Origin of the sequence: Kamptonema animale CS-326 (genome assembly GCF_028330895.1) — a bacterium.
Taxonomy (GTDB): Bacteria; Cyanobacteriota; Cyanobacteriia; order Cyanobacteriales; family Microcoleaceae; genus Kamptonema; species Kamptonema formosum.
On record NZ_JAQMUA010000275.1, the window covers coordinates 26,170 to 40,575 of the forward strand.

At 41.8% G+C, this 14,406-nt stretch carries 10 protein-coding genes and 1 riboswitch; of the genes, 6 read left to right on the plus strand and 4 right to left on the minus strand.

Features of this window, described 5'->3' with window-relative positions:
• Positions 1 to 56: 56 nt before the first annotated feature.
• From PN499_RS15960 to PN499_RS15970, 3 genes are all read left to right on the plus strand, one after another.
• Entirely contained in the window at positions 57 to 1,472 is a 1,416-nt protein-coding gene (locus tag PN499_RS15960; protein ID WP_272033018.1) for an ABC transporter substrate-binding protein, read from the plus strand.
• A 91-nt stretch (positions 1,473 to 1,563) separates the two neighbouring features.
• The gene (locus PN499_RS15965; RefSeq protein ID WP_272033019.1) at positions 1,564 to 2,403 is read left to right on the plus strand and encodes an ABC transporter ATP-binding protein; all 840 of its coding nucleotides are present in this window, start codon (positions 1,564 to 1,566) and stop codon (positions 2,401 to 2,403) included.
• A 157-nt stretch (positions 2,404 to 2,560) separates the two neighbouring features.
• A riboswitch (cyclic di-AMP (ydaO/yuaA leader) is annotated at positions 2,561 to 2,758 on the plus strand.
• 148 nt (positions 2,759 to 2,906) lie between these two features.
• On the plus strand, positions 2,907 to 3,671 hold the full coding sequence (locus PN499_RS15970; RefSeq protein ID WP_272033020.1) for a universal stress protein: 765 nt from the start codon (positions 2,907 to 2,909) through the stop codon (positions 3,669 to 3,671).
• A 109-nt stretch (positions 3,672 to 3,780) separates the two neighbouring features.
• On the opposite strand, the gene PN499_RS15975 is transcribed toward PN499_RS15970, so the two are convergent.
• On the minus strand, positions 3,781 to 3,999 hold the full coding sequence (locus tag PN499_RS15975; protein ID WP_272033022.1) for a hypothetical protein: 219 nt from the start codon (positions 3,997 to 3,999) through the stop codon (positions 3,781 to 3,783).
• A 484-nt stretch (positions 4,000 to 4,483) separates the two neighbouring features.
• Here PN499_RS15975 and PN499_RS15980 point away from each other — a divergent pair, with 484 nt between their 5' ends.
• Both PN499_RS15980 and PN499_RS15985 read left to right on the plus strand, forming a co-directional pair.
• Complete coding sequence (locus PN499_RS15980; RefSeq protein WP_272033023.1) at positions 4,484 to 4,972, plus strand: hypothetical protein; 489 nt, start codon at positions 4,484 to 4,486, stop codon at positions 4,970 to 4,972.
• A gap of 246 nt (positions 4,973 to 5,218) precedes the next feature.
• Positions 5,219 to 5,539, plus strand: coding sequence for a translation initiation factor (locus tag PN499_RS15985; RefSeq protein ID WP_272033025.1), 321 nt, complete (start codon positions 5,219 to 5,221; stop codon positions 5,537 to 5,539).
• 415 nt (positions 5,540 to 5,954) lie between these two features.
• Here the strand turns inward: PN499_RS15985 and PN499_RS15990 are convergent, their stop codons facing one another.
• On the minus strand, positions 5,955 to 7,163 hold the full coding sequence (locus PN499_RS15990; RefSeq protein WP_272033026.1) for an AI-2E family transporter: 1,209 nt from the start codon (positions 7,161 to 7,163) through the stop codon (positions 5,955 to 5,957).
• A complete protein-coding gene (locus PN499_RS15995) occupies positions 7,121 to 7,297 on the minus strand; it encodes a hypothetical protein (protein WP_272033027.1) in 177 nt (58 codons plus the stop codon). Before PN499_RS15995 ends, PN499_RS15990 begins: the two co-directional genes overlap by 43 nt.
• A 170-nt stretch (positions 7,298 to 7,467) precedes the next feature.
• Between PN499_RS15995 and PN499_RS16000 the strand changes: the two genes are divergently transcribed.
• Positions 7,468 to 7,764, plus strand: a complete 297-nt coding sequence (locus tag PN499_RS16000; protein WP_007356996.1) for a DUF3288 family protein — start codon at positions 7,468 to 7,470, stop codon at positions 7,762 to 7,764.
• A gap of 56 nt (positions 7,765 to 7,820) precedes the next feature.
• Here the strand turns inward: PN499_RS16000 and PN499_RS16005 are convergent, their stop codons facing one another.
• Positions 7,821 to 14,396 carry an O-linked N-acetylglucosamine transferase family protein gene (locus tag PN499_RS16005; RefSeq protein WP_272033028.1) on the minus strand — a complete coding sequence of 2,192 codons (6,576 nt, stop codon included), beginning with the start codon at positions 14,394 to 14,396 and terminating at the stop codon, positions 7,821 to 7,823.
• Positions 14,397 to 14,406: the final 10 nt, after the last annotated feature.

A 14,406-nucleotide genomic window follows, 5' to 3' on the forward strand; every position in this document is an offset into this window, starting at 1 on the left:
TACTTAACAACCAATAACCAACAACCAACAACTAACAACTAACAACTAACAATTTTATGAATCAATGGAATCGGCGCGAATTTCTGCAAGGAATGGGGGCGACGGCAAGTGGAATAGCCTTATCTGGCTGTGCCATTAGCAGCGATCGCTCGGCCAAAGGACTAACAGAAGAAGCGAGTGCGATCGCCCAAATCGTCAAGCCAGAAACCTTGGAAAAACCTGATATTACCGTCGGCTATGTACCAGTAAACGATTGTGCGCCATTTGCGATCGCCTGGAAAAAAGGCTTCTTCCGCAAATACGGTTTAAACGTCAAACTCAATCGGGAAGCTAGCTGGGCAACATCCCGCGACGGCCTCATATTTGGGCGACTTGATGCCTCCCCCGTCGTATCAGGAGCCGTTACAAATGCCAGAATTGGTGCAGAAGGAGCTCGTCACGCACCCTTGTGCGCCGCAATGACAATTCACTGTCACGGTAATGCTATGACAATGAATAAAGCTATGTGGGATTTTGGCATACGTCCCTGGAACGAATACAACGGCAATTTAGAAGAATTTGGTAAGCAATTTAAAGCTTATTTTGACCAGCAACCGCCAGAGAAAAGAGTCTGGGCAGTCGTACTTAGTTCTTCAATTTACGAATACTTTGTTCGCTACCTATCTGCTGCCGCTGGAGTCGATCCGCTCAAAGAATTTCGGATCATTATTATTCCCCCGCCGCAGATGGTGACTAACGTGCGAATTGGCGCAATGCAAGCTTACATGGTAGCAGAACCTTGGAATACACGGGCAATTAAAGGCAATTTAGATGTGGGTTTTACCTTTGCTCAAGGCAAAGAAATATGGCTCGGCCACCCCGATCGACTACTGGGAGTAATGGAATCTTTTATCAATAACTATCCCAAAACTTATCGTAGTTTAGTAAAAGCCATGATAGAAGCTTGTCGATATTGCAGCGACCCCAAAAATCGGGAGGAAGTTGCTAAACTAATTACAGAGCGATCTTTTACAGGCGCAATACCGAAAAAGGGGCCAATCGATAAGTTTACCAGACCTGGAATTATTGGGGAATATAATTATGGTGGTTTTGATAATAAAGACCGCACGATAAAAGCAGAAGATACTACCATATTCTTCGATATTCCTGCTAATGTTCCCCATCAGCCAGGAGAGCATTCTACATTTATGTGGAGGTCTAGAAGTATCTGGATGATGACTCAAGCGGCTCGTTGGGGGCAAATAAAAGAAATCCCCACAAATGCTGAAGAATTAGCTGAAAAAAGTTGGAGAACCGATCTTTATCGAGAGATCGCCGCAGAAATAGGAATTGATTCGCCAAAGGAGGACTATAAGGTTGAGCCACCAGAAGTATTTATAGATAAAAAAGGGTTTGACCCTAGCGATCCGGTGGGATATCTCAATAGTTTTGAGATTCGTGCCAATCGCCCTCAATCTTTCTTTATGTCTTAATGAAGGAAGAAGGAAGAAGGAAGAGGAGGAGACTGGGGGAGAATTTTTACCCAATTACCAATTACCAATTACCAATTACTAGGAGTCAAAAATGACAAAATCTACCTCACTTTCAACTAATGACTACATAGGAACCATGAGTAACCCAGGATTTCTGGAGATTGAAAATCTGGTTATGAGTTACCACAATCCAAACGGTCGCGAATTTATCGTACTCAATGATGTTAATTTAACCGTTGGGGAAGATGAATTTATCTCTGTAATCGGTCACTCTGGATGCGGTAAATCAACTCTGCTCAAAATTGTGGGCGGATTAGAAAAACAGACTTCCGGCTCGGTGCGGCTACAAGGTAAAGAAATTCGTAAGCCCGGAGCTGATAGAATGATGGTGTTTCAACATTACGGACTGCTACCTTGGCTAACAGTGCGGGAAAATATTAGACTGGCTGTTGATGAAGTTTTGAAAAGTGCTACCCGTGCTGAAAAAATTAGCCTTGTTAACGAACACCTGGCAATGGTAAACTTAACAGCAGCAGCCGATAAATATCCCGAAGAAATTTCGGGGGGAATGAAGCAGCGGGTAGGAATTGCGCGAGCTTTGGCAATTCGCCCGAAGATGTTATTGATGGATGAACCGTTTGGTGCTCTGGATGCGTTGACTCGCGGAAAATTGCAGAAACAGGTACTTGATATCTGGGAACATCACCGACAGGCGGTGATGATGATTACTCACGATGTAGATGAGGCAATTTATATGTCAGATCGAATTGTGATGATGACAAATGGGCCAAACGCAACAATAGGGGAAATTTTGGAGGTTCCATTTTCGCACCCACGCAATCGCCAAGAATTGCGGGAATCTAAGGAATATTACGAACTCCGCAATCATGCTTTAAATTTTCTCGATCGCTACTTTACACAAGACGAGTAAATTAAGGTATAATTATATAGTCTCGCATTGTTTCGATCGGAAGCTGGGTTTTTTCCGCAGGCTCGAATACAACTTACTGCCCAGATTCAAAACCTAGTTCCTAGATCGTCGCTAACTGTAATTATTCAGTGGGTAGCCTAATCGCAATTGAAGCGGCAGTTAAAATCTGTCAGCTTTAGTTTGAGAACGGAGGAACCAATTTTAGGGGCTAATCTCTAAAAATTAAAAATTAAAAAATTAGAAAAATTGCTTTAAATTTTTAATTTTACATTTTTAATTTTTAATTCTGATAAGAGAGAGACACTTTCCAGTCTTAGCCCGTCAGCTAACTCCGTCGGCAATGGAAGGAGTACCCAAGACTTTAGCTTTGACAGCATTTGTCTTTGGAACATCCTTGGGGATGTCGCTGTAAATTTTATAAATAGTGGCTATTCCTACTTGACCCACATTTCATTCGCCATTGTTTCGTTATAACAGGGGTTAAAACTGTGAACCTGAAGTCAATGTTAACGCGCCTTGAAATCGCAATGGGTCGTCATGATTTAATTGAGCAAATGGTTTTACGACCAGAGCCAAAATTTCCGGCTTTTAAAAAAGCTAAATCTGCAAAATCCGTCAATTTTATTGTTGGTTACAACAGCTCTTCCAAAAGTCAAACTGCCCTCGATATTACTTTATGGATCGCCCATCAAACTCGTTTAGCTACTAGCAAAGAAGTCACTGTTCAAGTCGTTTATGTGGTTGATGAAGCTCGAAGTAGTCATCCTAAAAATCTCTGCAACTTTGCTGAGGAAAATAATTCATTAATCCATCAACAGCAGTGGGGTTTAAATGAAGTTACAGCTACTCAATGTGCCGCACCTACATTAACTCTGCCCCTAGCTGAAAATCAGTCAGGACGCTCGCGAACAACATTCCTAGATCCATCTTACTTTCAAGCAATTTTTTGCCAAAATAACCAGTTTGAGCAAGCCGATAAACTGTTGTGGCAAGCACGCTGTCTAGCTGACGAATGGAGGGGTTTATTTAAAGCTCACCTTCGCTTTGGGAGCGTTAGTTCGGAACTAAGACAAGTTGTAGAATCGGAAACTGCGACGCTGCTATTCTTGGGTTGTAATTCTGTTAACCATCCGCTCGTGCGGGAACTAGGTTCTGATTTTCCTTGTTCAGTGCTAGGTATTCCCTCCATGCTTTATTCCCACGAAGATATATACAGTGAAGAAGCTGCAACTCAATTGCTGTTGGAGGCGGCTGTAACTGCACATTAAATTTTAGATTTTGGATTTTGGATTTATTATGTAGTCCAAAATCTAAAATCGAAGTTTTAAAATTAAAATAAATCTCCATTCCACCATCAAAAATTAAAAATAAGTAAATCTACTGAACTGCCGAAAGTTCTTCAACCATTTTAATCCGCCCCCGACACACGGAGCGAAGCAGCCTATTGATGGAGTGCCTTTCATCGTCACCGAGAGATTCATCAAAAACCGCTGCCATGAGTCCGTAGCGATCCGCTAAAGTAATGCGGTTAGTGGCATTAGCTTGGGCAAATAATTCGCTTATAGCCGAGTGAACTAAGTAGATAGGAGCTTGCATGGCTAGTTGGTTTGAACTTTTATACTTACAGTATTCACCATTTCCTTGTTGCCATCTGTGATGAAACTAGGCAAGCCTCAGTGATTCTACTTAGGAAGTCGTGTGACTGAAATCTCTAAAGTTCTGTGAACAGAATCACATAAGGAAGAGGGAGAGGGGGAGAGGGATAGAAATTTCCCCAATTAGCTATTAACTATTTTTTGATGATTGGATTTTACATTAACTGAGCATAGCGATCGCAACTATTAGCTACCTTACTAACTCATATACTCTATGCGATCGCGTGGCAATTTTCAGAGCGGAGATATCTTATTTACTGCTAAACTTTAGCTACATCTGTTTTTTAGAAAAACGTATTAATTATTAAAATCAATCTATTTGTATATGCCATTAGTATGAAATAAAAAATGTATTTATATCTAAATACTGACGTATTTATTTACAGAACCTATCAAGATTAAAAGAAACAAATAAGAGGTGCGTGATGGATAAAATCAATCCATATCGAAGAAAATCGTACTGGATATCTCTGCTGCTAACAGTGCTGCTAACATTTCCCTTAATGACAGCCTGCGGCTCAAAACAAGCTTCAGTACCGCCGCCAGTTGACGACACTCGTGCTGGACAGACAGTCTCGGCTCCCAACCGTTCCCCGGAAGTGAAAAAGGGATTGTCAAATACTCAGAAAGTAGCAATTTTAGCTGGAGCAGCGGCACTTTACTATATCTACAACCAGCATAAAAACAAACAAGAGCAGGGGCCACAAGGACAATACTACCTTTCCAAAAATGGTCGCGTTTACTATCGGGATGCCGAACACCGCGCTCACTGGGTAACACCGCCCCCCGAAGGAATTAAGGTTCCAGAGTCCGAAGCACAGAAATATCGCGAATTCCAGGGTTACAACAATAGTCCCACCGGCAGAGACCTCACTAGCGTTGCAGAAGCCAGAACCGCAGCCCCGGTACAGTAACTGCTAATTCTAGAAGAGTCAGGACTCAGGAACAAAAAGCTGAAACTCTTATCCTCCCTAACCTCCTTAAAAAGAGGGAGAGACAATAAGCTCTTTTTTAATCAGGATTGGGGGAATATCTGGGTAATTGATAAGAGTTTCAGATGCGACTGTGCTACCAGTTAAGCACAAAGATAAAAACGGCGTGGAATCGGCAAATGTTTTTAATACAGCCGTTTCCTCAGCTATAAAAAAAGGAGATCGATCATGTTCGACGGTTTATTACGACAGTTGAAAGATGCAATTCTGGGGCCTAGCGGCGGGCAAATAGATCCTAATGGCAACTATGACGATCGCAACGTCCGCCCCGCCAGTGAAGATCCCTACGGCGATCCCGGCGATTATCCACAATTCGGCAACGTCCGCCCCGCCAGCGAAGACCCCTACGGCGATCCCGGCGATTATCCACAATTTGGCAACGTCCGCCCCGCCAGCGAAGACCCCTACGGCGATCCCGCTGATTCTCCACAGTTCGGCAACGTCCGCCCCGCCAGCGAAGACCCCTACGGCGATCCTGCGGATCAGTAGTGGTGTGGAGCAAGTAAAACAGTTCTACTAAAGAAACATCTCCGAAAATCCATAAAGCATTGACGTGAGGTGGTTGTGGCTGTTTGACTCTGAGTTTCAAACAGCCATAAACAAAACTCAGGACTTACGCAGCCAACCAAAGAAACCGGGTTTCGACTTTCGCTCAACCAGCAGTTTTTTGACGAAAATACTTCGTTGTTACTCACGGATACTATCAAAAACCCGGTTTCTGGAGTCCTGAGCGTAAGTCCTAAAAATAAGCGATCGGACTTTGAAAATTAAGCACTAAAACTAGCTTATTTAATCAACTTTATCATTCATTTTTTTGATTGTTTGATTTTACATTAACTGATTAACCGATCGGAGTAATTGCTTGGCAATTTTCAGTTCAGAGATACCTTTTAGCTATTAACTATTAGAGAAGTCCATCTCCTTTTAAGGGTGGAAGTTTCAATTGTGTTTCTCGATCGGGGTTAACACGGATCGCTTCTGAAGATTCATTAGTTGAGGGAGTATGGGTTGTTTCATCGGTAACTTTTTCCGAGCGTACCGCAGCTAGCGCCTCCTTAATAACTACTGCTGCTGGCACGGCGATCACAACTCCCAAAAAACCTCCAACTCGCGCTCCTGTCAAGATAGAAACAAATACCCAAAAGGGATTTAAACCGGTCACGGAACCTAGCACCCTGGGAGCAATTAAATTTTCTACAATTTGCTGCACAATTAATTCAACGGCTAGCACTTGCAGCCCTAATCCAATGTTTTGCAGCGCCACAAGTATAGTTACCAATCCAATTCCCACTGAACCGCCAAAAGGTACTAAGGCCATCAAACCAATTGTTAAGCCAAATAGCAGACCAAAAGGAACTTTTAGTAAAACAAAAGCTGAAGTTAGCCCAATGGCCATACAAGTTGCAATTATGAGCTGCCCTGTAAAGTAGTTTTGGAAACTCAGCCTTAGCGTCTCGGAAAATGGCTTTTGAAATCGAGGTGGTAACCACTCAATTAAGCTTTCCCAGATATCACTGCTGTGCAGGAGTAAATAAAAGGTTAAAACTACTGTTAGCAGTAAATCCAGCAATCTGACAACTGTTAAAACAGTCAGGTTTAAGGTGATATTTAAAGCTCGCCCTGCGACGAGTTGTAGTTCGCCTTTAAGTCGGGTGTTAATTTGAGCAATGAAGCCGTCGAGATTAATGGGTAAGCCGAGAGCATTGATTCGATCGTCAAATATCAGGAGCTGGCGCTGTCCAGAATCGATCCATTCTGGTAAGCGAGCGACGAGCTGCTGCGCTTGAGTGAAGGCGAGGGGAAATAGTGTCAGTGCTAGGGCCAGCAGGATCAACAGTGCTGTTAAAAAGACTAGAATTGCAGCTTGCTCTCGTTGGACTCCATGTTGCTCGAACAATCGGACGGGATAGTTGAGCAGGAAGGACAACAGGGAGGCGACTAAGAGGATGACGAAGAGCGATTGAAAATAACCAAAAATTTGAGAGAATGCCCAAGCGTTGAGTACGGTGAGTGGTGCTGCTAAGGCGATCGCTAGTAGGCGAGTCATGGGAGTAAGCGATTCCCACCAGCTCAGCAGGCGACTTTTGGGTGCTTTTGGCCAAGAATTAACCATGAAATCCTGTCAAAATTTTGAGACTCATATTGGTTATTATCGTCAGCTTTGGGTAGACCTGTGCCTTCAATAGGTATGATTTTTATGCGATCGCCGTGAATCTTGTAGGGTAGACGCTGGTGCGATCGCCACATTTTTCGCTCAAAGCGTATAAATGGCAGCGCATAGGTGTCAACTTCAGCAGTTTACCCCGAATTTCACCCCGAAATTTCTTAAGAGCGATCGCCAGTTGGGAACTACCAGGGCCCAGGCTTGCGCTCCTTAGCTCAAATGTTCACGGATCTTTAGCACGGATAGAATCAACATGAAATCAGCACAGACAAATCAGGAACAGCAGCATCCTCAATATAAGAGCGATCGCGTCATTGTCACTAATCTATTAGCAGGGGAAGCAACTGACTACAATCTAGCTGAATTAGGGCGGCTAAAAATTCGCTATCGCGGCTTTCCCGGCGCTAGGGATATCCAGAGAGATTTAGATAAAGTAATGCAGAACTGGGGTTATCCCGATGAGGAAGCCCTTTACGAAAAAACCCGCCAGATTCATGCTGCTGGTCAGGTTTATAAGCGCCAAAAAACAGAGGAGGAAGATTGGATTTAAGAGCGCGATCGTCACAGTTCGGGTTAACTCTCTTACAAACACCAACCTGATTTGTATTACTTAACTGCCATCTTTATCCCAGCCTTAGCGAATTTCTCATAATCCTCTAATAACCACCGAGGCAAACAATTATTTGCATCCTGAACTTGCAATTGCCCTGGACGACAATACAACATTGCGGCTAAGAGATGATTGATCGCTTTTTGTTCTGTCATTCCTTTGCTTAATTCAGTAACTAATGAGTTCAAAAAAGCCCTTTCAGCTTCTAGCAGTGGTTGATTAGCAATACCGCTGCCCAGTAAAGCTTTATAACCCTTACCTAAATCACTTTTGTAGACAGTTTGCAATTTATCTACTGGAACTTTCAGCCACAAATCTGCTAACTGCTTGCGAACTTGTCGCAAGTCTGCTATTACCGATTCACTCGTTGAATCTATTTCATAAAGCTTTACAGAGCTAAATAATTGACTGAGAAACTGCGGCAGCAAATTTTGCGGTTGCGTGACTGGTTCGGAAAGAGTATCATCTATTTCAGCGGTGGCAAATACACTTTCAAACACTTTTGCATAGTCATTAATTAACCACTTAGGCAAACGGGTTTGAGCATCAGGGACACGCATCTTACCCGGAGGCAAGTAGAGCATCGCACCCAGCAGAGAATTAATAGCTTGAGGATGCACTAACCCTTTGCCAATTTCCGTCAATTCCTGTAAAAATACCTGTTCAGTTTCAAGTATTGACTCATTTTGAAAACCGGAGTAAAGGATTGCTTGATAACCCTTGCCAACATCACTAATGTAGATAGTTTCCAGTTGCTCAGTTGGCACGCTGAGCCAAAAATCAGCTATTTGCTTTCTGAGCTGGCGGATTTCCATTACCACAGATTCATCAGTCGGATCGATGCGGTATAGATTCACGCAGCCTAACAGTTGATTTAAAAATTGGGGCGAACTAATATAATGAGCTAGTAACTGAGAGGATGGTGGTTGGTTAACCGAGTCAAAATTCAGTGCTACTTCACTCTCAAAAACCTGCTCGTAATCTTCTATTAACCAGCGAGGTAGACGAGCCTGAGCATTCGGTATCCGCATCGTTCCCGGAATAAAGTAAAGCATTGCAGCCAGCAGAGAATTAATAGCTTTAGGATGCACGAGTCCTTTACTAATCTGAGTCAATTGTTGCAAAAATATCTGTTCTTCTTCAGTCAGGGGTTGATTTTGAAAACCACAGCTAAGCAGTATTTTATAGCCCTTACCAACATCGCTTTGATAGATAGTTTCCAGTTGCTCAGGAGTGACGCTCAACCAATAATCAGCCAACTGTTTACGGATTTGGCGTAAAGATGCGATCGCTGATTCTGCTGAGGAATTTGTGCGGTAGAGATTTACATAATCCTCAAGTTTATTGTTAAATTCAGCGCTGGGTGCTAATACTGAACTGCCAAGAGGTGACTGGCTATTTTGCCATTTTTGAAAGAGTTCTTGGAATAATTTACCAATAGAAAGCGAGTAGGCATGACTATCTAAAAATTTAGGATTGCTTTGCATCTTTTGCTGAATCTTTTGCCGATGAAGCTGTCGCAATTTAGGGTTGCTACCTAGAGCAACTGCTAATCGAATGTAAGATTGTTGGCTATCAGCAATTAATTCTGGTATTTCAAGTTCCCGCAGCATTGCTGACCCTTGCCGGAAGCGCAAAGCATTTCCTTCCATCACTACCGTTGGCAACCCTACTTGTAGAGGGTCAATCAAAGAAGTTGCGCCAGCGTAGGGATAGGAATCAAGATAAACATCTGCTAACCCCAAAAATTCTTTAACATCCCCGCGACTCGGTAACTGTTTTACAATTAATAGACGCTTGCTATCAACGCCGTATTTAGCTAATACAGCATACAAATTATTTACAAAAGGCGTGGCCGGATAAGAACGAGTCCAAGCTGGGCCAAAGGGATATAAAATCAGCATAGAATTGGGAACTGCGGCCAAAATCTTTGCCCAAATTTCTCGCAATTCTGGCAGAATTTTGTAGAAGTTAGCTCCTGATATAAATACATTTGTTTGCTCAGAAATACCGAGGCTATTTCTTGTTGGTTGCAGAGTTGATGTTTCCGACTGAGTAGCATAATTAAAGCAAAATCCGCTGCCATTTAGAATAGCTAATTGCTCTCGATATTGTTCTTGATAACTGCTATCGGGGATTGTCCACTTACCTGCAATATAGTAGTCTAAGTGGCGTATTCCCGTAGTTGTCGGCGAACAGAAAGAGGTCGTCTGTACCCGTGCTAAACGGTGAAGTGCCAGCGAAGTAGTGGGTTTATTAATAGCTGTTAGGTTAGTGCCAATAAACAGGATATCTAAGTCATCATCGCGGATAGTTTGCACCTGCAAGGCAAAATCTTTAGGAAGTGGAACGAGTTTATCAACGCGACTTTGACAATATTGTTCTAATTGATGACCGCTGACATTGAGAGCATATAGAAAAATTTCAAATTGGCTGCGGTCTAAATGTTCAAAGACAGGAAGAGTTGCGAAGGTTTCTGTCTGGGGAGCAAAATGATCGTTGAGCACTCCTAAGCGAATTTTTGAGCGCGTTGCTGGTCGCGCTGGGAAAACATAATCAACCTGAAAACCGCGATTTTTAAGAGCTAACTCCATAATATCCGCCCGCTTTGTGTAAATATCCCGCAAGTTCGCAGTCGTAAAGTACAGGGGAATAAAGTTAGCAACTTGACTGAAAAATAAAGCAATATTTTGCCAGATTTGAGAATCTTTGTTGTTAAAGATGTTGGTATGAACGTAACCTAGCCATCCTTGCAGATAGCGATAGTAATTGTCTGCTTCTCCTATTTCTTGGAAAAGGTTGGGACAGACAAACATAAATTTTAGATAGTCATTAACAAACCAATTGGGAATAGCGGCGCGTTCGTATTTGATCGGTAGTCTATCTGCACGGCGGTAAAGCATTGCAGCAAGGAGATGATTGATAGTTTTATGTTCCTCAAATCCTTTGGCAATTTGTACAGCTAGTTGATTGACAAAAGTTTGTTCTTCATCAGTTAGTGTTTCATCTTTAATGCCGCTGTTCAGCAGTGCTTGATGGACTTGACCTGTCTCTCCTGCATAGGCATTTGCAAGTTGTTCGAGTGTAGATGAATTGAGCCATCGATCGGCAATTTCTTTTCTCAACTGGCGGATATTTGCTAATGCTGATGAATCTGACTGGTTACTTTGATATTTTTCAACAATGCTGATTAGGGAAGTCATAGAAGGTGGTGTAGTAATAGATGTTTTAGAGGAAAGCTTAGTAGCAGCTATTAAAGCTGAGCTAACTTTTCCTGCCATTTCTGACCAGGAAAACTTTTTAGCTTGTTCCAAACCAGCAGCAATTAAATTTTGACGAATCTGAAAATTTTGCACTTCAATAAGTGCTTTTTTTAGCTCTTTAATTCGATCGCCGTTCACATATAAAGCTGCTTGACCTGCAACTTCAGGAATTGAGCTATTTTGAGCGGCGATTACTGGACAGCCACAAGCTATCGCTTCCAACAATGGCAACCCAAAGCCTTCATATTTTGATGTTTGGACTAATGCTAAAGCCCCCGAATAAGCACTTCGTAATTCATCATCACTTAGTCTTAAAAGATGAATCTTAATATCGGAACTATATGTTTTTAACTCTGTTTCTAATACCGAGTTTCCGCCTACACAAATAATTTCAAATTCATGTTTATTTTCCAATTGAGAGCAGGCTTGGAAGAACAAAACAGCATTTTTATAGCCGTTAAATCCAACACGATCGCCCACCCACAGAAAATAAGGTCTTGAAATATTATATTTTACCTTAAATTGATTAATTTCTACGAATGTTGATGGTGAGAATTTCCTATCTATTCCGCAATGAGCTACTGTTATTGATTCTGGAGAAATATCAGGAAAGTATTTTACTAAATCGCGAGCTGTGCTTTCGGAAATGGCAATATAGGCAGAAGCATGGCGGATACCTTGATGTTTTTCGCTCCACATCGGGTTAGCTAAATTGGCTCCCATGACTTCTGGAATCATATCATAAGCCATGAACACAGAGGGTGTCGATCGCGGTGTAGTGTAATAAGTAGAAATGAAAAGATCGGCTTGTTCTTCATCGCAGATTTTCTGCAACATTTCGCGGTCAGCTTCAGTATTATTGTAGTCATAAGCTGATATTTGCCGATACTTAATGCCAGGAATTTGGGGGAGAGTTCCATTGCGATCGAGTAAGAGAATATGTTGAGCAAAATCCTGAGTTGCCCATTCTGTAATTAAGGAAAGCCAAACACGGGTAATTCCAGAATTGTGAATCTGAAACATTACGCCGTCAATTACGATCTTGGGTGACAAACTTGGAATGTTATTTTGTTGTTCTTGCTCCACTTCCTTCGGCTGAAAACCAGCCGGAATCAACTTAGTTACTTTGGCAGAATTACTGCATTTTAATCCTTCTCTAATCTGTGCAATCGCTGAATTTATATCGCCTCTCGCAATCATTGAATGTGCCATTTTCATAGCTTCGATTGCATAGTGTTCTTTTGCCTGATTTGATAATTCCTCCGCCATGTTTTGGGGAAGGTAAGCATGGGAAATTTTAATAGCTTTGTGAGCCTCTGCAATATTCTCTCCCGATTGAAACAATCTAGATGTCCATGATGAAGAATTCATCCGCGTACAGGCAAAAACTTGAGGCTCATACCACATTGGATAATTCACCGCAATTCGCTTCCACATTTCCCAATCAGCAGCAGCGCCAGCCTGGGGGCAAAATCCCCCCAACTCCTCATATACACTTCGTTTGACTACCATAGAAGCCGCTGCAATCCAAGAATAAACAGCAATTTTTTTGATCCAATCAGTTAAAATACCAGGCGTTTCTCTTTCCAGAGGTGATAACCATAAAGGTGCATTTTCTTCATTAATATGGAGACAGCGACAGAAAGCAGCACCAATTGTTAATTGTTGCTCTATAGCTCCCTGAAGGCTGCTATAAAATCCAGGCTTAACCAAATCGTCATCGTGCAGAATGTGAACCCATTGACCGCGAGCTCGCTGAAGACAGATGTTAAAAATTGCAGTTTGACCAACATTAAGTTCGGAATGACGATAAAATTCGATCCGATTGCCAGCTACTTTTCTGATAATTGCTTCGATCTCATCTTGAATAGACTGATTCGGATTATCGTTAACAACTTCAATCTGCATTTCTTCGGTACTTAAAGCTTGTTCGATCACGCTTTTTAGCGTTTGTTCAAGATAATTTTCCTTCAAGTTATAGGTCGGAATCATCACTGACCAAAAAGGTCGGCGATTGCTGGCTGAAAGAGGTATAATTGTAGGAAATTCAATATCAGGTAATTTCACGATCGTTTTTTTATGTGAGTAAGCTACTTTGTTTGATTCTGAGTGAACTGAGACAAAATCTTGTAATAAGTTAGTATAACCTTCATCAGCCGTTCGCATAGTTTGATGCAGACCTATTTTGGGAAGCAACTCAGTCTGTACAAAGGTTTTTAGCTCAGGATGCCAACCGTATCGTTCTGTAGTATACAAAATAGATTGCGCCGCTTTCAGATACTGACCATTTCGCAGGAGAGCCTGATGAACCAAAGTGAAATAAAAGTTAAAATTTATGGGGATTTGCTGGTGAAATCGGCGACGAGCCTCGGAAAATCCTTCTACAAGAGCAGTATAAGCGCATTCAACTGCGTGTTCTACTAAGCAATCAGTCATTTCTAAAACTTGCTCTGAAGACTGTTCCCAATATTCAAGATCGTGGGCAATAGAAGCATAAACTGATGTGGATACCAGCAACAACTGAATCATCGGTAACGGTTTAGCCCAATCGGTTAATACTGTTTGGGTTACGCCGCTAGAACACCCAATTAAAAGGCTACAATATTTTGTTAATTCCGCATTTTCTCGTAGTGTCAACACGCTACCATCAATAATTCGTTCATCTGTTACTATAACTTTCATGCTCGATGAAAGAATAATGCTGCAATCTGGTAAACGAGAGAGGAGCGATTGAGCGACAGATAAAGCATATTCTGGCTTAACAAAAGATTGGCTACTACTGCCAGTGAACTCAAATAAAATAACATGACTGCGTTTCAGTAAATTGTGCTGTTCAGCAAAATTACGGACTCTTTCAATCTCATTATTTCGCAGGCGTAAGATATTTTGAATCGGCACAGTAATTGGTTTTGGATAGCCGCGAAAAAGAGATGCTTTAGTAGTTCCATCATAATTTTGATAGTTATTTGGGCTAACCTGCGTCAAAAATATTTCATCAAAGTCACCTCGATTAAGACGAGATTGTACTTCTTTTTCTAACCCATACCAAGCTGTTACTATTTCTTGCCAATTATTAGCGGGTATTTCCCAGATTTCATCGACAAACGGATTTTCTTCAATTACGCTACGGCACATTGATGAAATTGCCCAAGTTAAATGGCAATTTGGATAATCATGTTTTATTTGCCGAGCTAATGTAGTTGCATGAAGGCAATCGCCATTTGCTCCAAGTTGTCCTAGCAAAATCCGCTTACTAGAAGAATTACTAGAAGAATAAGAATAAATCGCTGGCTGAGATAAATTTTTCATCCTTCAAATA

Coding starts and splice junctions, on each gene's coding strand:
- PN499_RS15960 (WP_272033018.1), top strand. CDS start 57: ATGAATCAATGGAATCGGCGCGAATTTCTGCAAGGAATGGGGGCGACG.
- PN499_RS15965 (WP_272033019.1), top strand. CDS start 1,564: ATGACAAAATCTACCTCACTTTCAACTAATGACTACATAGGAACCATG.
- PN499_RS15970 (WP_272033020.1), top strand. CDS start 2,907: ATGTTAACGCGCCTTGAAATCGCAATGGGTCGTCATGATTTAATTGAG.
- PN499_RS15975 (WP_272033022.1), bottom strand. CDS start 3,999: ATGCAAGCTCCTATCTACTTAGTTCACTCGGCTATAAGCGAATTATTT.
- PN499_RS15980 (WP_272033023.1), top strand. CDS start 4,484: ATGGATAAAATCAATCCATATCGAAGAAAATCGTACTGGATATCTCTG.
- PN499_RS15985 (WP_272033025.1), top strand. CDS start 5,219: ATGTTCGACGGTTTATTACGACAGTTGAAAGATGCAATTCTGGGGCCT.
- PN499_RS15990 (WP_272033026.1), bottom strand. CDS start 7,163: ATGGTTAATTCTTGGCCAAAAGCACCCAAAAGTCGCCTGCTGAGCTGG.
- PN499_RS15995 (WP_272033027.1), bottom strand. CDS start 7,297: ATGTGGCGATCGCACCAGCGTCTACCCTACAAGATTCACGGCGATCGC.
- PN499_RS16000 (WP_007356996.1), top strand. CDS start 7,468: ATGAAATCAGCACAGACAAATCAGGAACAGCAGCATCCTCAATATAAG.
- PN499_RS16005 (WP_272033028.1), bottom strand. CDS start 14,396: ATGAAAAATTTATCTCAGCCAGCGATTTATTCTTATTCTTCTAGTAAT.